Here is a 23,092-nt window from a genome sequence, read left to right as displayed (position 1 = left end):
ACCATATCACTTTTGCAATGCAGAAAAATCTCGGCCTGATATGAAGGGCAGATGGATCTGTTTTCGCTCATTTCACAGCAGGAAATGTACCTAGCGTTGATCGTCGCTTTTGTGGCGGGGTGGGTCAAAGGCATGGTGGGGTTTGCTATGCCAATGGTGCTGATATCCGGGCTGAGTATGATGCTGCCCCCCGAATTTGCGTTGGCAGGCCTGATCCTACCGACCCTTGTTACTAATGGTGTACAGGCCTTGCGAGAAGGCGTGGCCGCCGCAGCGGTATCGGTTCGGAATTTCCGTGTATTTCTGGCAGTTGGGTTAATCTGCCTGCTGGCGAGTGCTCAATTGATTAATATTTTGACACCTCAGGATTTCCTACTGGTGCTCGGCGTGCCGATAACCTTCTTTGCCCTGATTCAGATACTTGGGCTCAGACTTACATTGAAGGCACCCTCTGTCGGGGTCGAGGCGATGGTGGGCGCTGTAGCAGGCGCGGTCGGGGGTATCTCTGGCGTATGGGGGCCACCAACTGTGGCCTATCTGACGGCGTTGAATACACCCAAGAAAGATCAGATGCGTGTTCAGGGCGTGATTTATGGCCTAGGGGCAGTAGCCCTGGTGGCGGCGCATTTGGGTTCAGGTGTTCTGAGGGGTGAAACGGCATTGTTCTCTGCCATGCTGGTTGTTCCGGCCCTTGTAGGCATGCGAGGAGGTCTGTTCCTTCAGGACCGGATTGATCAGACCCAGTTTCGCAAACTTACACTGTTGGTTCTGTTGATCGCCGGATTGAATTTGCTCAGGCGCGGACTGTTGGGTTAACCACGCCTTTCAGCAAAACGGAACGCGAAATAGAGACCCAACATCAAAAAGAACAGACCTGAGATGTCGCCAATCAGAAACGCGACATATTCGGCAGTTGTACTGCCAAAGGCCGTGTTGGTCAGGATTGAAACCAAAACCGAAGTGACAATCCCAACTCCCATCACGCAGGGCCAGCAGGGATTGCGATCAGCGCGTGGAAAAAGATCCCATCCCGCCGCTTTGCACGCGTAAAACACGGCGGGCACGATTGTTACAGCTATGGCAATTGCCAGCAATCTGCTGGGCAGGAAAACGTCCCACCCGCCCACCATTGCAAAGACAACAAAGACGCCGGGCAAAAGTGCGAAAATTGCCCGCCACCCCAGTAACCATGCGGCCAGAACCCGCACGCCATGCGGCAGGAATAACAGGCTGGCGTGGCTGGGGTATGCGGGAAAAAATTCGTTCTGAAGCGGCATCAGAACCTCGAATGTAACGAGTGATGCCGCAACATAGGCCAAAGAGGCAAAGAAGGTGTCAGAGGCCCATCTGTTCACGGGATCAGCCGTTTTCAGATTTCAGGCAGCAATCACCTGGGTGCATGAACCAAATACCGCCCACGATTGGCGCTTCCGCTTTGCGAAAGATAGCCCTTTTTAACCAAAGACTTGAGGGCGCGGAAAAAGGTCGGACGAGAAACGCTTTTGACCAGCGTATGCTCGATCAGGCCGAAGGTGCGCACTTCGGTATTGCTTTTCGACAACTCTTCCGCGGCGTAATAGATGTCCCGCTCGACCGGGGACAATTCTTCTAGCCCCAAGGTGCGTTCCATGCTCTGCATCAGTTTGCGCAGTTCGGTGAGTTTTGAAATTTCAGTCATAACTTGCCTATTATCTACTACCGTGTCAGACCGAGGCACGTCGAAAGGCTAGGACCTTTGAAACACATCTATCCAACACCATCCCCATGTGGAAGTAATCGCCACTTTCAAGTGCGGCCCGAAGCGTGTTGAGAGTGGAATCGCCCGGGTCGCCCAACTGTCCAATTTCAATGGAAGCCGCCGCAGAAAACATCGGTACCATCTCTTCATCGGTATTTTGCGATAGCGCAAATGACGCGTTCTCGCAATGAACTTGTTTGTTAGATTGGGCTGCCGCTGCGTAATCCTAAGTGAAATGGGGGCGGCTAGGGCCCCCATTTCTAATCAGCCGATTGCAACGGCTTTGATATCTTCATCAATGAAGGGCAGATATTGTTCGAAATTTTCTGCAAACATCTGCACCAGCTTTTCCGCTTGCTTGTCGAACGCTTTCTGATCGTCCCAGGTGCGACGCGGGTCCAGTAGCACTTCGGGCACTCCCGGTACTGAGACAGGTACGTCAAATCCGAAATTGGCGTCTTTGCGGAACTCGGCGTCAGTCAGTGATCCTTCAAGTGCCGCCGTCAGCAGGGCGCGAGTGGCCTTGATCGGCATCCGACTGCCAACGCCATAGGCGCCGCCGGTCCAGCCGGTGTTGACCAACCAGCAGGTTGCACCGTGCTGGGCAATCTTGTCGCGCAGCAGGTTGCCATAGGCTTCGGGGCGGCGCGGCATGAAGGGCGCACCAAAGCAGGTAGAGAAGGTCGGCTGAGGCTCGGTGACGCCACGCTCTGTCCCGGCCACCTTGGAGGTAAAGCCAGAAAGGAAGTGGTACATTGCCTGTGCAGGGGTCAGCCGAGCGATCGGCGGCAGAACACCGAATGCATCGCAGGTCAGCATGATGATGTTTTTGGGATGTCCACCTAGGGCGTTGCTGGAGGCGTTTGAAATGTACTCCAACGGATAAGCGCAGCGCATGTTTGCGGTCAAAGAATCGTCGTTGAAATCGAGCTCTTTGGTCTCAGCGTCGAAGACCATATTCTCGATCACGGTGCCGAATTTCGAGGTGGTCGCGTAAATCTCGGGCTCGGCCTCGGCGTTCAGGTTGATCGTCTTGGCATAGCAACCGCCTTCGAAGTTGAAGGTGCCTCGATCCGACCAGCCGTGTTCGTCATCGCCGATCAATGTGCGGGACGGGTCGGCGGAGAGGGTGGTCTTGCCGGTGCCGGACAGGCCGAAGAACACGGCGGTGTCGACCGGGTTGCCGACCGCATGGTTGGCCGAGCAGTGCATCGGCATCACGCCTTTTTCGGGCAGCATGTAGTTCAGTAGGGTGAAGACCGACTTCTTGTTCTCGCCAGCATATTCGGTGCCGCCGATCAGGATCAGCTTGCGATCGAAGTTCATCGCAATCACCGTCTCGCTGCGGCAGTTGTGCTTGGCCGGGTCGGCCTGAAAGCTGGGGCAATTGATGACGGTGAAATCCGCAGTGAACTCATCCAGATCCTCACGATCCGGGCGGCGCAGCAGGTGGCGGATGAACAGATTGTGCCAAGCCAACTCAGTGACCATACGCACATTGATCGAATAGCTGGGATCAGCTCCGCCCACGAGGTCCTGCACAAAGTAATCGCGGCCTTTCATATGGGCCAGCATATCATCGTACAGCGCATCAAAGCCTTCGGGGCTCATCGCGGCATTGTTTTCCCACCAGATGCTGTCGGCGACGCTGTCGGTCTTGACGACGTGCTTGTCCTTTGGCGAGCGGCCAGTGAACTTGCCGGTGGTGACCAGAAATGCGCCGCCATTGCCAAGGGTGCCTTCGCCGCGCTTGAGCGCTTCTTCGATCAGCGCCGGTTCCATGAAGTTGTAATAGACATTGCCCAGACCCTCGATGCCCTGATCTTCGAGGCGGAATTGCGGGTTAACCCGTCCAGATGTCATGTGTGTCTTCTCCTGTGGCGGCGCGAGGGCCTGTGGCCGGGTGCGCCATTGGGGCGGATACCGGAAAAAGCCGGCGGTCAAGCGCCTCTTATCACGGTATTTTGGGACATGAACAGGAGGGTTGGTAGGAGTTAGCGCAACCAAGCTGAGGTTTAGCGCCATCACGATTTGTCTGCTGTAAATCAAGGCAGCTATTTGGGCGCAGCAAGGCAAATTTGCCGCATACCTGCCGCAAGAATGGCATGATTCGAGGTTACGAGTTGATTCGGTTGCTCAAAACCGCCAACAATGTCTTACAAAAAAGCGTATTATTGCGCGAGTGAGCAGGAATAGGGGTGAACCCGATGTCAAAGATTGCACTTGTGGATGACGACAGAAATATCCTGACGTCAGTATCCATGACCCTCGAAGCCGAAGGCTTTGAGGTCGAAACATATAATGACGGGCAGGCCGCGCTGGATGCGTTCAATAAGAAACTTCCGGATATGGCCGTTCTGGATATCAAGATGCCGCGGATGGACGGCATGGATCTGCTGCAGAGGCTCAGGCAGAAAACGCAGATGCCGGTTATCTTCCTGACCTCAAAAGATGATGAAATCGACGAGGTTCTGGGCCTTCGGATGGGCGCAGATGACTATGTTAAGAAACCGTTCTCGCAACGCCTTCTGGTCGAGCGCATCCGAGCGCTGCTGCGTCGTCAGGAAGCGGTAGAAGGGGATGCAACCAGCGCTGCGACCGGGGACACAAAGGTAATGGAACGCGGTGAGCTGCGGATGGACCCGCTGCGTCATGCGGTAAGCTGGAAAGGCAATGATGTCTCTCTGACTGTAACCGAATTCCTGTTGCTGCAGGCACTGGCACAGCGACCGGGATTTGTAAAAAGCCGTGATCAGTTGATGGATGTCGCTTATGATGATCAGGTCTATGTGGATGACAGGACCATCGACAGCCATATCAAACGCCTGCGCAAGAAGATGCGGGCCGCTGATCCGGATTTTTCGGCGATCGAAACGCTGTATGGTATCGGATATCGTTACAACGAAGAATAGGCGCGGCCGTTTGTGAAGAAGGCGAAGGGGTCTCGTGCGCGATACTGAACAAGCCAACCAAGAACGCGACGCGGATGTCGTATTGGGGGATGACTGGGTCATTCCCCAAGATTCCGAGTCTGCGGAACTGCAAGCCAAGCGATCGCGACGAAACCTTCTTACGTTGCGCTATTCGCCTCTGGCACGCAGGATCATTACGTTCAACCTGATCGCCCTGGTCATTCTGGTGGCGGGTTTGCTGTATCTGGACGACACGCGCAAAGAGCGTGTTCAGCAGACAGCGGTCGATTTGGTTGGGGATGCACAGCTCGTCAGCAACGTATTTGAAACTCAACTTCGACAACCTTCGGGAAATCGTTCCGCAACGCTGGACGTGCGAGATACCCTGTCCGGGCTTAGCCTTCCCGAGGGTGGTGAAGTTTTTGTATATGATAATACAGGAACTCTGATTGGTTGGACACGCGGGGTGTCGCCAGTTTCAGAACTGCCAAGCCTGCTGCAACAGGAAGCTGACACAGTCTCGGGCAACACTTTGATCAGCGATGCGCTTAATGTGGTTTGGAATGGTTTGTCCGCCATTTTTAGCAGCAGAACAGATGTTGAAGCGCCGACACTGGCGCAACGTGTGCAACAATTGATCCCGCAGGCGTTGGATGGTCGCCTGCAAGTACAGGCCGTTCAGGACGACATGGGCAAGACGGTTATTGTGGCCGTGGCGCCAATTCTTGTCGAAGACGTACCGGTTGGTGCTGTCGCCATGGCAGGCCCTGCAGGTGAGATCGATGCGCTGGCCCGAAAAGAGCAAGAGCGCATCCTTCAGATGTTTGTCGTTGCATTGCTGGTCTCAATCGGTCTGAGCCTTGTTCTGGCCTCGACCATTGCGAACCCGCTGGCAGATCTGGCCGCCGCTGCCGAGATGGGCAAGGATCGGGGCGCGGGGGTAAATCCGGGCCGTATCCGTATCCCCGATCTCAGCGCCCGACCGGATGAGATCGGTCGCCTAAGCAAAGCTTTGCGCGGGATGGTCTCCGCGCTTTACAACCGCATCGACGCAAATGAACAGTTTGCGGCAGATGTTGCGCATGAAATCAAAAACCCTCTCGCCAGTTTGCAATCTGCCGTCGGAACCATGCGCATGGTTAAACGTGATGACCAGCGCGAAAAATTGCTGGGTGTTATCGAACATGACGTGCGGCGACTGGACCGTCTTGTCAGTGACATCTCGAACGCGTCCCGGCTGGATGCGGAGCTTGTAAAAGAAGAAGAGCAGCCCTTTGATCTGCTCAATCTACTTGGGAATATCAGCCAATTTCTGGGTGAAGACGCCCGTTCGAAGGGGATCGACTACATCACTGATTTTCCGGCAGGGCCTATCGTGGTCAACGGGCTCGAGGCGCGATTGGCACAGGTTTTTGTCAATCTGATTACCAACGCGATTTCCTTCTGCGAAGACAATGACGCCATTCGCGTCTGGGTCCGCCGTCGCGACAATCGTGTGCTGGTTGTCGTTGAAGATACCGGCCCGGGCATCCCTGATCAGGCTCTGACCAAGATATTCAAACGCTTTTATTCACAACGCCCCGAAGAGCATTTCGGCAACAACTCGGGCCTCGGCTTGGCAATTTCGAAGCAGATCGTCGAGGCGCATGGTGGAGTAATCTGGGCCGAAAACATTCGCCCGACCGAAGCCGATATCACTTCGGACCCGCTGGGCGCACGGTTTGTGGTCGGGCTTCCTGTCTAGACCATGAACGCGATCCCGCTCCAGGATATCGCAGATCAAAGGACGGCTTGCATTCACGCCACTTGCGTGGCGGTGCAAGGTGCTGGGGTGTTGATCGTTGGTGCTTCGGGTGCAGGAAAATCTGGGTTGGCATTGCAGATGATGGCGCTGGGTGCTCAGCTGGTTGGAGATGACCAGGTCGATATGTTTGTGCAGAACGATCAGGTTGTGGCAAATGCAGTCGCGCCAATCAAAGGTTTGATTGAGGCGCGTGGTATTGGGTTGTTACGGGCCGCTAGCGTGGGCCCCGTCCCGTTGGCTTATATCGTGGATCTGGATCAAACAGCTTCGGCGCGTTTGCCCGAGCCTTCTGACGTTTGCGTGCTGAAGCGAACTGTTCCCTTGCTTCGGGGCGCTGGGGTGCCCAATTTGGCCGCAGGACTAATTCAACTTGTGAAAATGGGGCGCGTGGCCCCGGAATGGCCGAATTCATGACAGCACAAACGCGCGTCGTATTGGTTACGGGCCCCTCAGGGGCCGGGCGTTCGACCGCGATCCACGTACTGGAAGATCTTGGATTTGAGGCGATTGATAATTTACCAATGGAATTGCTGGTTCGTCTGGTGGACAGCTCAGAGCCGACGCGCCCAATGGCCTTGGGTATCGATACGCGCAATCGTGATTTTTCGACCATCGGGTTCATCGAACTTGCCGCCAAACTGGGCAGGATGGAAGATGTCGACCTCACGATTCTCTATCTGGATTGCAGCGACGAAGTGCTGCTGCGCCGGTTCTCGGAAACACGCCGCCGCCACCCGGTCGCTGCGGATGCCAGTCCGGAAACGGGCATCCGGCAGGAAAAAGAACTGCTGGCCCCCATTCGCGAGGTTGCCGATACGCTGATCGATACCCGAACGCTGAATGTTCACCAGTTGCGCGAGGAAGTCGAGCGCTGGTTCGCCCCTAAGGGGGGGCGTCATCTGGCGGTTTCGATCGAATCCTTCTCGTACAAACGGGGTTTGCCGCGTGGTTTGGATATGGTGTTTGATTGCAGGTTTTTGACCAATCCCTATTGGCGGCCTGAACTGCGTGATGCCGATGGGCGAAATTCGGATGTGGCAGCCTATGTTCGGTCAGATCCGAACTTTGAGGCATTCTTTGATCGGGTTGTTGATCTGTTGATCGAATTGCTTCCCGCGTTCCGTGAAGAAGGTAAGGCGCACCTCTCGATCGCCTTCGGGTGCACCGGAGGGCAACATCGCTCGGTCACTGTGGCCGAAGCGGTTGCAAAGACCCTTGCGGAAGGGGGCCAGCAGGTGGCAATTAGGCACCGCGAAATGGAACGACGCGCATTGAATGTGAGGCCGAAGTGATCGGGATCGTAATTGTTGCACATGGCGGTTTGGCGCGCGAATATCTTGCGGCCACACAACATGTAGTTGGAAAACAGCCCGGGTTGGTGGCTATCCCGATCGAAGCTGATCATGATCGCGAGGCAAAACAAGCTGAGATATGTCGTGCTGCTGACAAGGTCGATATGGGCGATGGCGTTGTCGTTGTGACCGACCTGTATGGCGGCAGCCCCTCGAATCTCAGCTTACGTGCGTGTGCACCGCAGGATCGGCGAATCCTTTACGGAGCTAACCTACCGATGCTCATTAAACTGGCCAAAAGTCGCCATCTGCCGCTGGCCGAAGCCGTGCGTTTAGCACTGGAAGCTGGTCGAAAATACATCAATGCGCAAAATGTGACGCTGGATTGATACCGGATACAATCATATGACGACCAAGAGTTTGAAAATAATAAATGAAAAAGGCCTACATGCCCGCGCCTCAGCCAAGCTGGTTGAGGTGGTCGAAGGCTTTGACGCACGTGCCGAGGTGTCGCGCGACGGGCTTTCTGCCTCGGGTGACAGTATCATGGGCCTTTTGATGTTGGCAGCGTCGCGCGGAACTACTATTGACGTCGAGACGTCCGGCCCGGATGCTGAGGCGTTGGCAGAAGCGTTGGAAACCCTGGTGAACGACAAGTTCGGCGAAGGGTTCTGATAGCGTAACTGCGACGATATCAAGGACGGAAAGACCAGGCAATTGGCGGAAACCACGCACGAAACAAAGACCGGCCCAGTCGCAGATCAAGACACCGACCAGGGTGAAATCTACGACCGCAGAACGCTGACCTACGCCAACTCGTTTGACGATGCCTGGACGTCCACCGCCATTCGCGCGATCGAATGGTGTACCGGCAAGCTGACCATTCTGCGTATGGTCAACAAGTTCGAAAAGCAGAACGAACATTACCGGGGCCAGAAATTCTGGGGCGGTGCGCTCAAAATTATGGGCATCAACCTTACCACCCCCGCCGAACAGATCGCTCGTATCCCAAAAGAGGGTCCGGTTGTGGTTGTCGCCAACCACCCGCACGGCATGGTTGATGGCATGATCCTTGCCGAACTCATAGGTCAGGTTCGTAGTGATTATCGTATTCTGACCCGTTCGGTTCTGACCGGTTTGGATGAGGCAGCAACCTCGTTCATGATCCCGGTGCCGTTTCCGCACGACCCCGAAGCGCAGGCCAAGATGCTTGAAATGCGCAGCAAGACGATGAAGCACCTGGCCGATGGCGGCGTGGTCGCTCTGTTCCCTTCAGGTGTTGTGATGTCATCGGATGATTGGTTCGGCCCTGCGATCGAGCGGGAGTGGAACGTCTTTACTGCCAAGATGATCCGCCGCTCGGGCGCAAAAGTGGTGCCGATCTTCTTCCCCGGCAGCAACTCGCGTTGGTACCAGATCGCCAATCGGCTTTCGCCTATACTTCGCCAAGGTCTTTTGCTGCACGAAATTGTCCGCTCCTGCAACAAGCCGCAGTCTCCGGTTATAGGCGACCCGGTTTCAGATGAAGATATGGCGCTTTTGGAACGCGACCCACGTGGTTTCATGGCTTGGCTCCGCGATCACACGCTTGCTCTGGGCAAACACTGATCCGTCTCTTCATCTGGCCATAAAAATCTCGGGAGTGAATTGAGCCGCGGGCTCAAGAGAGGGCTGGCCCTCTTATGCACTATCGCGTCGGAACCGGAACTTCACCGCGGTAATCGTAGAACCCTCGTTCGGTCTTGCGCCCCAGCCAACCAGCCTCGACATATTTCGTCAGCAGCGGGCATGGACGATACTTGGTATCAGCCAGACCATCGTGCAGCACATTCATGATCGCAAGACACGTATCTAGGCCAATGAAATCCGCCAGCTCCAACGGCCCCATAGGGTGATTGGCGCCCAGCTTCATGGATTGGTCGATGGACTGAACGCTGCCGACGCCTTCATAAAGCGTGTAGACCGCCTCATTGATCATCGGCATCAGGATCCGATTGACGATAAAGGCCGGAAAATCCTCGGCGCTGGCTGAGGTCTTTCCCAATCGGTCCACAACAGCCTTGCAGGCGTTGAACGTTGCCTCATCCGTGGCAATACCCCGGATCAATTCGACCAATTGCATCACTGGCACCGGGTTCATGAAATGAAACCCCATGAAGCGTTCAGGCCGATCCGTACGGCTGGCCAACCGGGTGATGGAAATCGAAGATGTATTCGAGGTCAGTATTGTGTGAGGTTGCAAATGAGGCAGCAGATCCTCAAAGATCGCCTGCTTCACCGTTTCCCGCTCGGTTGCAGCTTCGATCACAAGGTCGGTCTGCCCCAGATCCGGTAGGTTTAGGGTCGTGGTGATCCGCCCCAAGGCGGCTTTTACCGCCCCGTCTGATATCTTGCCGCGCGACGCTTGCCGCACCAGATTAGTTTCGATTGTCGAGATTGCACCATCTAAGGCATCCTGGCTGATATCGTTCAGAAGAACATCATACTCTGCCAGCGCCATCACATGAGCGATCCCGTTGCCCATTTGTCCAGCGCCGATCACTCCGACTGATTTTACGTCCATATTCTGATGTCCTTGTTCGCAGGATACGGGCGACATTATCGGCACTTCGGCGCGGGCGGCAAGGGGATCGGCCCGATCAAATTCGCTTCAAATGCGCGCATTAGGATTTTCGCAAGACTTGCGGCGGCAAAATGGCAACTGGGTGAAAATTTGGGTGAGTGTGATGAGCTATCAATCAATCAACGCGGATGGTTCCGTTGAAACAACGTGCACCTATGGGACCTCGAAATTGCGATATAGAGGTCCGCAAAGAGCTTTGGAGAGGCCTTACGTGGCGTGCTTCGGGGGCGAGGAGACATTTGGTCGTTTTGTTGAGGCACCGTATCCCTCAATACTCGAGCACCGCCTACAGCGCCGGTGTCTCAACTTTGGTAGTCTGTTTTGTGGCCTCGATTCGTTGACACGAGATGCCGGGCTGCTCGAACTCGCGAACCGGTCAGAGCTTTGTGTTTTGCAGTTGCCTGGTTTGCTGGGCCAGACCAACCGGTTCTATCGAGTTCATCCTCGTCGTAATGACCGTTTCGTTGCACCAACGTCGGAATTGGTGGGGTTGTATCCCGAGATGGACTTCACCAATGTCCACTTTGTTCGTCATCTGTTGAGCCGTTTGAAGGCGCATACAGATGCGCGCTTTGAGATGGTTGAGCAAGAGCTGCGCAAAGGTTGGGTTGAAAGGCTCGGTACTTTTCTGCGCAAAGTTAAGCCTCCGGTTATGTTGCTCGAATTGAGAGCAGATCATCACGCGCTGGGCTCGGTATCGGATGATCCCGTCGCGTTGGATATATCAAGTGTCGAAGCGTTGGTGCCTCAAAGCGCTGGCCTCATTACTCTGCATGTGCAGGTATCAGGCGCATCTGATGAGCTTGAGGATATGTTACTTGGCACTCTGCAGCAGCCAATTGCTGAACATATGATCGGCCCTGCCACACATCGCAGAATCGCAGACGCTTTGACCCGTGCGATCAGAGACTTGGGTATTTAGAGAAAAGGCCCGCCAATGGCGGGCCTCATATAAATTTTGAAGAAAATCCTCGCCTGGTATCAGCCGAGTTTCTCGGTCAGCTCTGGCACGGCCTGGAACAGGTCGGCAACCAGTCCGAAATCGGCGACCTGGAAGATTGGCGCCTCTTCGTCCTTGTTGATCGCAACAATGACCTTGGAGTCCTTCATGCCAGCCAGGTGCTGAATCGCACCAGAAATACCGACGGCGACGTAAAGATCGGGAGCAACAACCTTACCGGTTTGACCCACCTGCCAGTCGTTCGGCGCATAGCCCGAGTCGACTGCTGCGCGCGACGCGCCAACAGCAGCGCCCAGCTTGTCCGCTAGCGCCTCGATCAGCTTGAAATCTTCTTCCGAGCCAACACCACGGCCGCCCGAAACTACGACGCCTGCCGAGGTCAGTTCCGGACGGTCGCTTTCAGCAACCTTATCCTCAACCCATTCGGACAGGCCGGGGTTATCACCAACCGAGATGGTCTCAACTGCCGCAGATCCACCTTCGCCAGCCGCGTCGAAAGACGCGGTACGGATGGTGACAACTTTCTTGGCGTCGTTCGATTTCACGGTCTGGATCGCGTTGCCTGCGTAGATCGGGCGCTCGAAAGTCGAACCGTCAACCACACCAGAGGCATCCGAGATCACCATCACGTCCAGCAGCGCAGCAACGCGCGGCATGACGTTTTTGGCATCGGTGGTGGCAGGTGCAACGATGTGCTCATAGCCATCAGCCAGCGACACGATCAGCGCTGCGGTTGATTCCGCGAGGCGGTGGCCCAGCGAGGCATTCTCGGCGACCAGAACCTTGGACACACCATCGATCTTGGCAGCAGCCTCACCAGCGGCAGCGGCCGAGCCACCTGCGGCCAGAACGGTGATTTCGCCCAGCGACTTGGTGGCTGCGACGGTTTTGGCGGTCGCGTCAAAGCTCAGTTCGCCGTTGTTGACTTCGGCAAGCAGAAGTACAGCCATTACACAGCCCCCGCTTCTTTGAGTTTCTCAACCAGTTCGTCGACCGAGCCCACGACGATACCAGCGGCGCGCGCCGGCGGCTCGTCGGTTTTGACGATTTCAAGACGCGGAGTGACATCGACGCCGTAGTCGGCGGCGGTTTTCTCATCCAGCGGCTTTTTCTTCGCCTTCATGATGTTCGGCAGCGACGCATAGCGCGGCTCGTTCAGACGCAGGTCAACGGTGACGATGGTTGGCATCTTGACGCTGATAGTCTGCAGACCACCATCCACTTCGCGGGTGATCTTGGCGCTGTCGCCTTCGATATCCAGCTCGGATGCGAAAGTGCCTTGCGACCAGCCCAGCAGGGCCGACAGCATTTGGCCGGTGGCGTTCATGTCGTTGTCGATCGCCTGCTTGCCCGCCAGAACGATGCCCGGCTGCTCTTCCTCGACCACTTTGGCGAGTATTTTCGCCACGGCCAGAGGCTCGATGTCGGTGTGTACGTCATCAGCTGCAACAACCAGGATCGCACGGTCTGCACCCATGGCCAAGGCGGTCCGCAGAGTTTCCTGCGACTGTTTCACACCGATTGAAACGGCAACAACTTCGTCAGCCTTGCCCGCTTCTTTTAGGCGAATTGCCTCTTCCACTGCGATTTCGTCGAAGGGGTTCATCGACATTTTTACATTGGCGAGATCAACTCCGCTCCCGTCCGCCTTAACACGAACTTTCACGTTGTAGTCGATCACGCGCTTGACAGGCACAAGTACCTTCATTTTTGCGTATGCTCCTTACAAAAACGGCAAGCCGCGCAGCGACTCCACCAATGCTCTCGCGGTTTAGATAGCGGGTCGTGATGCGCTGCAACAGAGCAAAATCGTCACGTCATGCTTTCGAGACGTCGCGTTTTGTCATTTTTTCGACAAGAAACGAATTTTTATTTCTCCATGACGCTCGCGATCAGCGGTTCGCACCCGGAACCCAGAGCACATCATTGCGTCCGCCATTATTGGCGCAGCGCGCGGCGACAAAGAACCAGTCGCTAAGACGGTTGAGATATTTCACCGCCGTTTCATTGACCGGTTCCATATTTGTCAGCTCAACCGCCAGACGCTCTGCCCGACGCGAGACCGTCCGACAGACATGCAGATGCGCCGCTAGACGTGAACCGCCCGGCAGGATGAAGCTGCGCAGCGGCTCGAGCGTTTCGTTCATCGCGTCGATCTCTGCCTCCAGCCGATCAATCTGGGCGGGGACGATGCGGAGAGGCGGGTAGTCGGCTTCGGCATCCTTGTCCATATCGGGGCGGCAGAAATCAGCCCCCAGATCAAACAGGTCGTTCTGGATGCGGGACAGGGCGGCTTCGACCTCTCCTTCAGCTTCGGTTCGGGCGACGCCGACAAAGGAATTCAATTCGTCCACTGTGCCATAGGCCGCGACACGCCCGGAGTATTTCGCGACGCGCTCACCATTGCCCAAGGCGGTTTTGCCGTCATCGCCTGTGCGTGTGTAAATCTTGTTGAGAACAACCATGCCTTAAACTCCCTGTCCGCGCAGGTAGACGTAGAGCACGATTAGCACCACTGCAATGAACTGAAACAGGATGCGCAGGCGCATCATCTTGTTGCTTTTCATGGCTGCGTCTTTGCCGGGTTTTCCAAAGTTGGCAATTCCCATCACCAGCACGGCGACCACCGCCGCCATGGCCAGAAGTAATACGACCATCAACAGGTCCATAAGATCACCATCCTTGTTTGTTCTCGCGATGAACCCTCACCTAGCGTTGATAGAGGCAAAAGCGAACGGGTAATTTCGCCTCAGATGTCCGAGAGAATGCGGTCGATGGTTCGGGTCGGCAGGATGCGGCGCAAATATCCAGCGATGTAAGTCGGCGTCGTCACATAGTAGCGTGCGCGTGGGCGTTTGGATTCGACTGCATGAGCCAGTTTGGCCGTAACGGCAGAAGCAGGCAGTTCGAACCTGTCGTTTCCAGATGATTCGTAGAGGCGTTTCAGCAACGAATCCTCGTACTTCTGGCGCAGGGCGGAGTTTTTCCAATCTATGAAGCGTTCGAACACCGGGATTGAGTTCACTCGGATTTTCGAGGTCACCGGACCCGGTTCGATCAGGATGACCTTGATATCAGTATCCCGAAGCTCCAGCCGTAAAGTGTCGGTCAGGCCTTCTATGGCATATTTGGTGGCAACATATGCGCCACGCCATGGAAACGCGACCAACCCCAGTACCGATGAATTCTGCACGATCCGTCCATGGCCCTGTGCCCGCATCACCGGAATCACCTGTCGGGTCAACTCGTGCCAGCCGAATACGTTGGTCTCGAAAATCAGGCGCATACCTTCGATCGGGACATCTTCGACTGCTCCGGGAAGGCCGTGCGCGCCATTATTGAACAGTGCATCCAGGGTGCCACCGGTTGTTTCAAGCACCTGGTTCAGACCGGATGTTATGCTGTCGGTGTCGGTATAGTCGATCAGCGGGCTGTCGAAACCTTGCGCCCGCAACCGATCACAGTCGCGCTGCTGCCGACAGGATGCAAAGACACGCCAGCCACGTGCGCGCATGCCGTGCGCCGCATCCAGTCCGATGCCCGAAGAGCACCCAGTAATAAGAATGGTCTTTTGCATGTCACTTCCGAAACTGAACCTCGCCCCCTTGGTATTGCGAGCTTCAGGTCAGGACAATGACACAGTTGCGTCAGTTTGTTGGCTTCCGAACCAGTGATGCAGAAATCCAACCCACACTTTGCCCGGGAAGCAGTCTCAGCCGCAGCCATCCCGTGCCTGAATCGCTTAGCACTTCAACCCGTTGGCCAATATTTGCCTTTGCTATGATGGGGTAGATCGTACCAGGCCCGTCGCGCATGTTTACGCGTGTGCCTGATATCTCCCGAATGTCCTTTTCGGGTTCGATAATCTGAGAGGTAGGCGTGATATCGTCCTGAACCTCGGTTTCAACCTGCACCAGCCCGGCGGCACCGTCCTCAAGCGAAGCGAGCGTGAAGCTGGCACCATCTCCGTCAAATGCGGAAAACCGAGGCAATGTATTGGCCGCGACTTGTGAAAGAACAACAGCTGTACCCTCCTCGGCCAAGGGTTCAGGTTCGGCTCGCGCGGCAACAGGGCGGGTTGCGACATTGGTCACAAGTTCTTCCGCAGGCGGCGTTGGCGCAGAAGTGGGTTTGGGCTCAGGGGCCGAGGCAATAGGCACAGGTTGTTCGGCCCGTGTCCCGCGCGGCTCGAAATCAGGGCCTCCACTCATGACGTAGAAGCTCCAACCGAGCATGGCGAAAGTGATAACAATAACGCGCGTCATAGCGCACCCCCTGGCAATCGTAACATCAATATGAAGGCAGCAATCTTAATATTCGAAAGCATACCATAGAACCGGGTTTGAGTCGAAAGATGGGGGAAATCCGGGACTTGTCTCCCCCTGTTGCAAAAAGCGCGACTTGTCCCCAGCAAAATATGCGCCGATTGCTTTACCCGCGCGCGCTTGCGTCGTATCACATCATGTATGAACGATACGATTGACGACCCCAATATGGAGGCCCCTGACAACGGGGGCGAGGTAGCCGAGCCGCTGCGCCGCGCAATTGGTGAGCGCTATCTGACCTATGCGCTGTCCACTATCATGCACCGCGCTTTGCCGGATGCGCGCGATGGTCTGAAGCCGGTTCACCGGCGAATCCTCTACGCGATGCGCGAGCTGAGACTCAGCGCGACGGGTGGTTTCCGTAAGTCTGCGAAAATCTCGGGCGACGTGATGGGTAACTATCACCCACACGGGGATGCTGCGATTTACGACGCGATGGCGCGTTTGGCGCAGGATTTCAACGTCCGTTATCCGCTGGTCGACGGGCAGGGGAATTTCGGCAATATCGACGGCGATAATCCGGCGGCCTCGCGATACACCGAGGCGCGGATGACCATAGTCGCGGAGGCATTACTTGAGGGTCTGAACGAGGACGCTGTTGATTTCCGCGACAACTATGATGGCACGCTGACCGAGCCGGTCGTGTTGCCCGCGCAGTTCCCGAACTTGCTGGCCAATGGCGCAAGCGGTATCGCGGTTGGGATGGCGACGAATATCCCGCCGCATAATATCTCGGAGTTGTGCGACGCCTGTCTGCATCTGATCAAAACACCGGATGCGCGCGACGACACGTTGTTGAATTACGTCCCCGGTCCGGATTTCCCGACTGGTGGTGTCATCGTCGAGCCTCCCGAGAACATCGCGCAGGCCTATCGCACCGGGCGCGGGTCCTTCCGTCTTCGTTGTAAGTTCGAAGTCGAAGATCTGGGCCGCGGTCAGTGGCAGATCGTTGTCACCGAGATCCCGTATCAGGTTCAGAAGTCCAAACTGATCGAAAAGATCGCCGAGCTGATCCAGACCAAGAAAATCCCGATCCTCGCCGATGTTCGTGACGAATCCGCCGATGACATCCGTCTGATCATCGAACCACGTTCCAAGAATGTGGACCCCGAGGTGCTGATGGGCATGCTCTATCGCAACTCGGATCTAGAGGTGCGGTTCAGCCTGAACATGAACGTGCTGATCGACGGCGTTACGCCTAAGGTCTGCTCGATGAAGGAAGTGCTGCGCGCATTCCTCGATCACCGGCAAGAGGTGCTGCTGCGCCGGTCACGTCACCGTCTGGGCAAGATCGACCACCGTTTGGAAGTGTTGGAAGGCTTTATTGTCGCCTTCCTGAACCTAGACCGCGTGATCGACATCATTCGTTACGACGACGACCCCAAGGCCGCGCTGATGCGCGAAGATTGGGGCATTGATCATGTTCGCGCGACTGATGAGACCGATTATGTCTCGCCCAAACCGGGCGAGGGCGAGTTGTCCGAAGTTCAGGTCGACGCAATCCTCAACATGCGCTTGCGCAGCTTGCGCCGTTTGGAAGAGATGGAGTTGGTCCGCGAACGCGATGAGCTGATGTTGGAACGCGCCAGCCTCGAAGACTTGCTTGCCGATCCCGCCTTGCAATGGGCCAAGATCGCCGAGCAGCTCAAAGAGACCAAGAAGACCTTTGGCAAAGACTATGAAGGCGGTGCGCGTCGAACGCAATTTGCTGAGGCCGGGCAGGTTGAAGAGGTGCCGCTTGAGGCGATGATCGACAAGGAACCGATCACGGTCGTCTGTTCGCAGATGGGCTGGATACGCGCCATGACCGGTCACATCGATCTGAAGCGCGAATTGAAATTCAAGGACGGTGACGGCCCGCGGTTCATCTTCCACGCGGAAACGACGGACCGGTTGTTGGTCTTTGCCTCTAACGGCCGTTTCTACACTGTCAGCGCTGCCAACCTGCCCGGCGGGCGGGGCATGGGCGAACCCCTGCGATTGATGGTCGACCTGCCTAACGAGGCGCAAATCATCGACATCCTGATCCACAAGCCGGGGCGCAAACTGCTGGTGGCCTCGGATGCGGGTAACGGCTTTATGGTGCCCGAAGATGATGTGCTGGCGCAGACACGTAACGGCAAACAGGTGCTAAACGTCAAAGGCGACGAAACCGCCATGATCTGTAAGCCGGTCGCTGGCGATCACGTCGCCGTGGTGTCTCAGAACGGCAAGTTCCTGGTGTTCCCGACGGAAGAACTGCCCGAGATGACCCGGGGCAAAGGTGTGCGCCTGCAAAAGTACAATATGGCCCGTGGGCGACAGGGGACCCTGGAACTGGACGGCGGCTTGTCCGACGTGACGACTTTCAACTGGGACAACGGCTTAAAATGGTCCATGGGTGGCGACAAGACCCGGCATGAGGCGGATATGTCCCAATGGCTGGCTAAGCGCGCAGGCGTTGGGAAAAAAGCGCCCTACGGCTTCCCGCGCGACTATAAATTCTCGTGACCAGACTAACAGTTTGGTGAATTTCTGCCGATACCGCTTGGCACAAGCGGTATCGGTGCGCTACATCCAATAAAAACAGGCCTATCGAGACGAGAGACATGCTGCGCATCCTGACACTGATCACCGGGTTGGCCCTGATGGGCGCCTGCACCCAGACACAAGTTTACGAGGAGCCCGAGTCGCTGGGTGAATTCAAAATGCGCGTTAACTATGCCTTTGCCGACAAAGCGGTGCAGGGGCCGGTTTCGCGGGATGCAACACCCGATGAATGGACTGCTGCAATTCAGAATGCAGTAGATATTCGATTGGGCCGCTACGAAGGCGCTCAGGAATACGACATTGGCATCAGCCTTGAAGGCTACATGCTTGCCCCGCCCGGTATCCCGGTGATCTACAACCCCAAGAGCACGGCTATCGTTCTGGTGAATGTGTATGACGTAAAAAACAAAGAGTTTCTGGCCAAAGGCAAGCAGTTTCAGGTTTTGGAAGACACGACCGGAGGTAGTGCCCTCAAAGGGTCCGGTCACGAACGCACAAAAGAAGAGCAAATGAGCGGGCTTTCCCTGAAGGTTGCCGACCGGGTCGAAGAGTGGCTGGCCGAAGAACATAAAGACAATGGCTGGTTTGATCGCCGCCCCGACCTTATCCAGCCGCTGGAGACCGAGGTTGTGACGCAAAATCCGGCGTCCTGAGCGGCTTTTCCATCAGGATGTGCTTGATTTTCCCCCCTGAACCAAATATCTCGCGCGCGCAGATGTAACCGCGGGACCACGGGTCCCCCAAAATTGCAAAAGGGCGCCTGAGGAATGGCAAAGGAAAAGTTTGAGCGTAATAAGCCGCACGTCAACATTGGTACGATTGGCCACGTTGACCACGGCAAGACCACGCTGACCGCAGCAATCACCAAGTATTTCGGTGACTTCAAAGCGTATGACCAGATTGACGGCGCGCCGGAAGAAAAAGCACGTGGCATCACCATCTCGACCGCGCACGTGGAATACGAAACCGACAACCGCCACTACGCGCACGTCGACTGCCCCGGCCACGCCGACTACGTCAAGAACATGATCACCGGTGCGGCGCAGATGGACGGCGCGATCCTGGTTGTGAACGCAGCTGACGGCCCGATGCCGCAGACCCGCGAGCACATCCTGCTGGGCCGCCAGGTTGGCATCCCGAAGATGGTCGTGTTCATGAACAAAGTTGACCAGGTTGACGACGAAGAGCTGCTGGAACTGGTTGAGATGGAAGTTCGCGAACTGCTGTCCAGCTATGAATACCCCGGCGACGATATTCCGATCATCGCAGGTTCGGCTCTGGCCGCAATGGAAGGCAACAACCCGGAAATCGGCGAAGAGAAGATCAAAGAACTGATGGCGGCTGTTGATGACTACATCGACACCCCTGAGCGTGAAGTTGACAAGCCGTTCCTGATGCCGGTCGAAGACGTGTTCTCGATCTCGGGCCGTGGTACTGTTGTGACCGGTCGTGTTGAGCGTGGCGTGATCAACGTTGGCGACGAGATCGAAATCGTCGGCATCCGTGACACTCAGAAAACCACCTGTACTGGTGTTGAAATGTTCCGCAAGCTGCTGGATCGCGGTGAAGCGGGCGACAACATCGGCGCTCTGCTGCGCGGTATCGACCGTGACGGCGTTGAGCGTGGCCAGGTTCTGTGTAAGCCGGGTTCGGTTACACCGCACACCAAGTTCGAAGCCGAAGCCTACATCCTGACCAAGGAAGAAGGCGGTCGTCACACCCCGTTCTTCGCGAACTACCGCCCGCAGTTCTACTTCCGGACCACTGACGTGACCGGCACCGTGACCCTGGCGGCTGGCACCGAGATGGTTATGCCTGGCGACAACGTCGGTTTCACCGTCGAGCTGATCGCCCCGATCGCGATGGAAGACGGCCTGCGTTTCGCCATCCGTGAAGGCGGCCGCACCGTCGGCGCCGGCGTCGTGTCGAAAATCATCGAGTAAGGCTGTTAATGCCTGAGAAAACCACAAAAAAATTGCGGTTTTCTTTAATGTCGAGCCTGGACCTCTTGAGGTCCAGGCTCATTTGTTAGTCAATTCCCTCAAGCTTTTCTGCGAAGACTATCATTCGCTGCACGCACATTGCCGGTCTGATCGAATTGATGAGTTGCAGCCGGAAACGCGAAATGCTTGGACAAACCGCCCGCGTGTTTGGCGTCAGGTCTATGCGTTATTTTGACTGCCCAAACCTGAAGCAAAGGTTCAGTTGCTACTAGGACAGGTTTCACATCCATTCTTCAATGCCGGGATGGTACTGTTTCCAACTGGTTCATTCGGTGACTTTTGGTTGGATACTGCACAACAGATTGATAAGATGACAGGATTGAGGGGACGCAGACCCTGGCTCGATCAGATTTCATTGCCAGTAGCAATTGCCCGTTATGGTCAGGACGCGTTGAATTCAGTTAGTCGAATCTGGAACGACACCCCGGATCTACCTGATGAGGGTACTCGGTTGCTGCACCACCATCGTCCCAGACGCTTGCGTGTGCGGGGGAGGATGCATCTGGCGGATCACGTCTTTCAATCCAGCGGTTCAGAATTCGAAAGCTACGGCGATCTCATTCGGTATTATTCGGCCAAAGGCGTTGTCTCTGATGCGAAAGCGCTCTCGCACGTAAATCTCTCCACACCAATTCCAAAGCCGCGACCAAATTCCTGACTAAAGAAAAAAGGTGACCGCATTCTCGGCACCGACGCTGTTTTGGAAATCATCGGGTCATGGGTGTAGGTCGGGCTCAAGTCCGGCACATCGTCGAAACTTAGAAGGCCACCCAAGAACAAGGGCGGCCCCTTTTGATTGCAGCGAACTTAGTCGCAGGCAGCGTCCACGATGAATTCTACTTTCAGTTCTGGGCGGGCCAGTTTGGCTTCACCACAAGCGCGTGCAGGGGCGTGGCCTGTTGGAACCCAAGCGTTCCAAACCTCGTTCAAACCAGCGAAATCCTTCATATCAGCCAGCCATATCGTGACGCGCAGCATTTTTTCTCGTGACGATCCCGCCCGTACGAGCAGGGCATCTATTTTGTTGAGGCAAATCTGAACCTGCTCCTGAATCGTCTCACCCTCGGCGACTTGTCCAGTCAGATAGGCCACGCCGTTGTGCTTCACGATTTTCGAGGACCGTTCGCCGGTATCAATGCGTTCAATCATGGGCATTCTCGTTGTATTAGATTTGGTATGGTTGTTCTTGGTCACAAGATGCCTTGCTTGGCAAACAGAATTCTATTGAGTGGGTTTCAGCGAAATTGAATTAGGGGTGATCGAGTTTGGCGTGAACATATGTTCTGAAGAAGGACTCTGGATCATTGAAGATACACCAAACTCCTCGAATACATCGGGGATGATGAGGAGATTCTTCATCAAATAATTTTAGGCCCACAATGCCGAGATTAAAAGAAACACGAATGGGGCTTTTCTTAATCAGACGTTCACCCCAATCAAAGACTAAAAACCCACCTGTGAAATGCAGCGAGTGACGTGGAACGCGGAAGCGGCGAACCGCTGAGATCAGGGGGAAATCATGTTTAGTTTTGAATTCATCAACTATGGAACTCAAATCCTTCACAGCAAGGATCTGGAGGATATGCGAGACGCGGTTCTAGGCGGAAATGATCACGAAGTTGATTGCAATGTCAGTGATTTTTGTCGTGAGCGAAAACGGTTCGACATCAAGCTTGCTGACGTATCAGAAAGCGCACAACGGGTCAGTGCCAGATACAAATCATGATCCGCATGTATTAGGAATAATCGGGTGCGGGCGGATCCAGTCGGGCATTTTTGCGTTGGAGAGCTATCAAGCACCTTTAGTCCAAGGCTTCCGCCCCATCATGCGGTCGGCCTCGGCAGTGATGTCGTTCATATGCTGCTCGAGACTTAACCGCAGTGTTTCTATTTGTTCTTCGGTTGCCTTTCGCGGAACTGGGTCGGTCCACTCGCGGCACAGGAACACGCCTTCGTTGCGCCAGGGGCGGGGCATCAGAAGATGATCCCAGGTTCCTGCTTCGCGCCCGTGCCTGGCGGAATAGGTGATCCCAAAGACACGTTTGCCCGACGTGCGCGCCCACACCAGCGGTACGGTTGAAGACACCCGTTCAGGACCTCGGGGGCCATCGGCGGCGATTCCGATTGAGATGCCCTGTTTCATTTTTCCGAGCACCTCGCGGGACAAGGCGACGTGGCGTTTGCGGCTGGACATCGCGATCGTGTCCATACCAAACAATTTCTGCACACGGCCCACCATACTGCCTGCGCGGGCAGCAGAGGTGATCGAGCAGATGCGGCCCTTGTCCAAGGGAAAGAAGTAAGGCGACTGAGCCAGACGCTGGTGCCAGAGAACCACGATGACGGGTTCGCCCTGTTCGGCCAGTTGATCTAGTTCTTCGTATCCTATGCGCCGCCAGTTTGTGTTGCGATTGACCATCCTGATATAGCTGGCAATTCGCCGCGCGACCCAGTTCAGAACGGCTTCGCTGTCGGCGATTTTCTTGCGGATGCTCAAGGCTGCGCTCCTTTTGCTAGCCGAACCTTGTCTTAAAGAACTGTGCGCGGGGTGCAACTTTTTTGTCGGAGGCAAAAACTCAAAAATCCTCTTGAGTCCGCTGCGCCTCTGGCATATCTGATGGCCCAGCCTAGGGGTATAGCTCAGTTGGTAGAGCGACGGTCTCCAAAACCGTAGGTCGCGGGTTCGAACCCTGCTGCCCCTGCCACTCTCTCAAATCGATGATTTCGCTGGGGCAGACGCGTGCATTTGGCGCGTACGTCAGTCTCAATTCTCTTGACGTTTAGGACAAGAAAGAAAAAGCTTGAACTAGGCTTGCGGAGAGGCCATCAGGGTTGTCCGCCTAACGTGCTAAGGTCGCTCGACTTTTGTGCTGCTGGCAATAAGCCTGACCGGGTAGGGGAGCCC

Annotated in this window: 26 protein-coding genes and 1 tRNA gene; 15 read left to right on the top strand and 12 right to left on the bottom strand. The window is 55.7% G+C overall.

Annotation, left to right across the window (positions count from 1 at the left end; translation table 11 throughout):
* Positions 1-51 precede the first annotated feature (51 nt).
* On the top strand, positions 52-816 hold the full coding sequence (locus tag ACR0KN_RS05365) for a sulfite exporter TauE/SafE family protein (RefSeq protein WP_170475865.1): 765 nt from the start codon (positions 52-54) through the stop codon (positions 814-816).
* On the opposite strand, the gene ACR0KN_RS05360 is transcribed toward ACR0KN_RS05365, so the two are convergent.
* From ACR0KN_RS05360 to ACR0KN_RS05350, 3 genes are all read right to left on the bottom strand, one after another.
* Positions 813-1,355, bottom strand: a complete 543-nt coding sequence (locus ACR0KN_RS05360) for a hypothetical protein (RefSeq protein ID WP_480651949.1) — start codon at positions 1,353-1,355, stop codon at positions 813-815. The genes ACR0KN_RS05365 and ACR0KN_RS05360 overlap by 4 nt on opposite strands.
* A gap of 32 nt (positions 1,356-1,387) precedes the next feature.
* A complete protein-coding gene (locus tag ACR0KN_RS05355; protein ID WP_480651947.1) occupies positions 1,388-1,678 on the bottom strand; it encodes a hypothetical protein in 291 nt (96 codons plus the stop codon).
* A 324-nt stretch (positions 1,679-2,002) separates the two neighbouring features.
* Positions 2,003-3,601: a phosphoenolpyruvate carboxykinase gene (locus ACR0KN_RS05350; protein WP_480651945.1), complete on the bottom strand. Its 1,599-nt coding sequence runs from the start codon at positions 3,599-3,601 to the stop codon at positions 2,003-2,005.
* A gap of 344 nt (positions 3,602-3,945) precedes the next feature.
* Here ACR0KN_RS05350 and ACR0KN_RS05345 point away from each other — a divergent pair, with 344 nt between their 5' ends.
* From ACR0KN_RS05345 to ACR0KN_RS05315, 7 genes are read left to right on the top strand one after another with little or no spacing between them, the layout of a single operon-like run.
* The gene (locus ACR0KN_RS05345) at positions 3,946-4,650 is read left to right on the top strand and encodes a response regulator (RefSeq protein ID WP_170475869.1); all 705 of its coding nucleotides are present in this window, start codon (positions 3,946-3,948) and stop codon (positions 4,648-4,650) included.
* A 34-nt stretch (positions 4,651-4,684) separates the two neighbouring features.
* Complete coding sequence (locus tag ACR0KN_RS05340) at positions 4,685-6,394, top strand: ATP-binding protein (RefSeq protein ID WP_480651943.1); 1,710 nt, start codon at positions 4,685-4,687, stop codon at positions 6,392-6,394.
* 3 nt (positions 6,395-6,397) lie between these two features.
* The gene (locus ACR0KN_RS05335) at positions 6,398-6,868 is read left to right on the top strand and encodes an HPr kinase/phosphorylase (RefSeq protein WP_480651941.1); all 471 of its coding nucleotides are present in this window, start codon (positions 6,398-6,400) and stop codon (positions 6,866-6,868) included.
* Entirely contained in the window at positions 6,865-7,746 is an 882-nt protein-coding gene (gene rapZ, locus ACR0KN_RS05330) for an RNase adapter RapZ (protein WP_480651939.1), read from the top strand. The genes ACR0KN_RS05335 and rapZ overlap by 4 nt, the downstream gene beginning before the upstream one ends.
* Positions 7,743-8,135 carry a PTS sugar transporter subunit IIA gene (locus tag ACR0KN_RS05325; RefSeq protein WP_010437720.1) on the top strand — a complete coding sequence of 131 codons (393 nt, stop codon included), beginning with the start codon at positions 7,743-7,745 and terminating at the stop codon, positions 8,133-8,135. Before rapZ ends, ACR0KN_RS05325 begins: the two co-directional genes overlap by 4 nt.
* 16 nt (positions 8,136-8,151) lie before the next feature.
* Positions 8,152-8,421: an HPr family phosphocarrier protein gene (locus ACR0KN_RS05320; RefSeq protein ID WP_010437721.1), complete on the top strand. Its 270-nt coding sequence runs from the start codon at positions 8,152-8,154 to the stop codon at positions 8,419-8,421.
* A 42-nt stretch (positions 8,422-8,463) separates the two neighbouring features.
* Entirely contained in the window at positions 8,464-9,354 is an 891-nt protein-coding gene (locus ACR0KN_RS05315; RefSeq protein WP_170475877.1) for a lysophospholipid acyltransferase family protein, read from the top strand.
* Between the two features lie 79 nt (positions 9,355-9,433).
* Here ACR0KN_RS05315 and ACR0KN_RS05310 read toward each other — a convergent pair whose 3' ends face one another.
* Complete coding sequence (locus tag ACR0KN_RS05310; protein WP_480651936.1) at positions 9,434-10,309, bottom strand: 3-hydroxybutyryl-CoA dehydrogenase; 876 nt, start codon at positions 10,307-10,309, stop codon at positions 9,434-9,436.
* A 91-nt stretch (positions 10,310-10,400) separates the two neighbouring features.
* Between ACR0KN_RS05310 and ACR0KN_RS05305 the strand changes: the two genes are divergently transcribed.
* Positions 10,401-11,291 carry a DUF6473 family protein gene (locus tag ACR0KN_RS05305; RefSeq protein WP_480651934.1) on the top strand — a complete coding sequence of 297 codons (891 nt, stop codon included), beginning with the start codon at positions 10,401-10,403 and terminating at the stop codon, positions 11,289-11,291.
* A 59-nt stretch (positions 11,292-11,350) separates the two neighbouring features.
* On the opposite strand, the gene ACR0KN_RS05300 is transcribed toward ACR0KN_RS05305, so the two are convergent.
* The 6 genes from ACR0KN_RS05300 to ACR0KN_RS05275 form a co-directional block, all read right to left on the bottom strand.
* Positions 11,351-12,280 carry an electron transfer flavoprotein subunit alpha/FixB family protein gene (locus tag ACR0KN_RS05300; protein ID WP_170703669.1) on the bottom strand — a complete coding sequence of 310 codons (930 nt, stop codon included), beginning with the start codon at positions 12,278-12,280 and terminating at the stop codon, positions 11,351-11,353.
* Positions 12,280-13,038: an electron transfer flavoprotein subunit beta/FixA family protein gene (locus tag ACR0KN_RS05295; RefSeq protein WP_010437730.1), complete on the bottom strand. Its 759-nt coding sequence runs from the start codon at positions 13,036-13,038 to the stop codon at positions 12,280-12,282. Before ACR0KN_RS05295 ends, ACR0KN_RS05300 begins: the two co-directional genes overlap by 1 nt.
* Before the next feature lie 184 nt (positions 13,039-13,222).
* Positions 13,223-13,795, bottom strand: coding sequence for a cob(I)yrinic acid a,c-diamide adenosyltransferase (locus tag ACR0KN_RS05290; RefSeq protein WP_010437732.1), 573 nt, complete (start codon positions 13,793-13,795; stop codon positions 13,223-13,225).
* Positions 13,796-13,798: 3 nt separating this feature from the next.
* A complete protein-coding gene (locus ACR0KN_RS05285) occupies positions 13,799-13,999 on the bottom strand; it encodes a twin transmembrane helix small protein (protein ID WP_010437734.1) in 201 nt (66 codons plus the stop codon).
* Positions 14,000-14,079: 80 nt separating this feature from the next.
* Positions 14,080-14,907 carry an SDR family NAD(P)-dependent oxidoreductase gene (locus tag ACR0KN_RS05280; protein ID WP_170475885.1) on the bottom strand — a complete coding sequence of 276 codons (828 nt, stop codon included), beginning with the start codon at positions 14,905-14,907 and terminating at the stop codon, positions 14,080-14,082.
* Positions 14,908-14,977: 70 nt separating this feature from the next.
* On the bottom strand, positions 14,978-15,595 hold the full coding sequence (locus tag ACR0KN_RS05275) for an SH3 domain-containing protein (protein WP_480651931.1): 618 nt from the start codon (positions 15,593-15,595) through the stop codon (positions 14,978-14,980).
* 201 nt (positions 15,596-15,796) lie between these two features.
* On the opposite strand from ACR0KN_RS05275, the gene parC reads away from it, so the two are divergent.
* From parC to ACR0KN_RS05255, 4 genes are all read left to right on the top strand, one after another.
* On the top strand, positions 15,797-18,145 hold the full coding sequence (gene parC, locus ACR0KN_RS05270; RefSeq protein WP_480651929.1) for a DNA topoisomerase IV subunit A: 2,349 nt from the start codon (positions 15,797-15,799) through the stop codon (positions 18,143-18,145).
* 98 nt (positions 18,146-18,243) lie between these two features.
* Positions 18,244-18,837 carry a hypothetical protein gene (locus ACR0KN_RS05265; RefSeq protein ID WP_170475890.1) on the top strand — a complete coding sequence of 198 codons (594 nt, stop codon included), beginning with the start codon at positions 18,244-18,246 and terminating at the stop codon, positions 18,835-18,837.
* A 114-nt stretch (positions 18,838-18,951) separates the two neighbouring features.
* Positions 18,952-20,127, top strand: a complete 1,176-nt coding sequence (gene tuf / locus ACR0KN_RS05260; protein ID WP_010441214.1) for an elongation factor Tu — start codon at positions 18,952-18,954, stop codon at positions 20,125-20,127.
* Between the two features lie 370 nt (positions 20,128-20,497).
* Positions 20,498-20,845: a hypothetical protein gene (locus ACR0KN_RS05255; protein ID WP_480651926.1), complete on the top strand. Its 348-nt coding sequence runs from the start codon at positions 20,498-20,500 to the stop codon at positions 20,843-20,845.
* A 149-nt stretch (positions 20,846-20,994) separates the two neighbouring features.
* On the opposite strand, the gene ACR0KN_RS05250 is transcribed toward ACR0KN_RS05255, so the two are convergent.
* Positions 20,995-21,336: a RidA family protein gene (locus ACR0KN_RS05250; RefSeq protein ID WP_480651924.1), complete on the bottom strand. Its 342-nt coding sequence runs from the start codon at positions 21,334-21,336 to the stop codon at positions 20,995-20,997.
* Positions 21,337-21,706: 370 nt separating this feature from the next.
* On the opposite strand from ACR0KN_RS05250, the gene ACR0KN_RS05245 reads away from it, so the two are divergent.
* Positions 21,707-21,913: a hypothetical protein gene (locus ACR0KN_RS05245; RefSeq protein WP_010443359.1), complete on the top strand. Its 207-nt coding sequence runs from the start codon at positions 21,707-21,709 to the stop codon at positions 21,911-21,913.
* Between the two features lie 66 nt (positions 21,914-21,979).
* Here ACR0KN_RS05245 and ACR0KN_RS05240 read toward each other — a convergent pair whose 3' ends face one another.
* Positions 21,980-22,684, bottom strand: coding sequence for a lysophospholipid acyltransferase family protein (locus ACR0KN_RS05240; protein ID WP_480651922.1), 705 nt, complete (start codon positions 22,682-22,684; stop codon positions 21,980-21,982).
* A gap of 132 nt (positions 22,685-22,816) precedes the next feature.
* Here ACR0KN_RS05240 and ACR0KN_RS05235 point away from each other — a divergent pair.
* A tRNA-Trp gene (locus ACR0KN_RS05235) sits at positions 22,817-22,892 on the top strand.
* Positions 22,893-23,092 lie beyond the last annotated feature (200 nt).

The organism is Ruegeria sp. AP7 (assembly GCF_056539905.1).
This window is presented reverse-complemented; position numbering and strand designations above follow the sequence as displayed.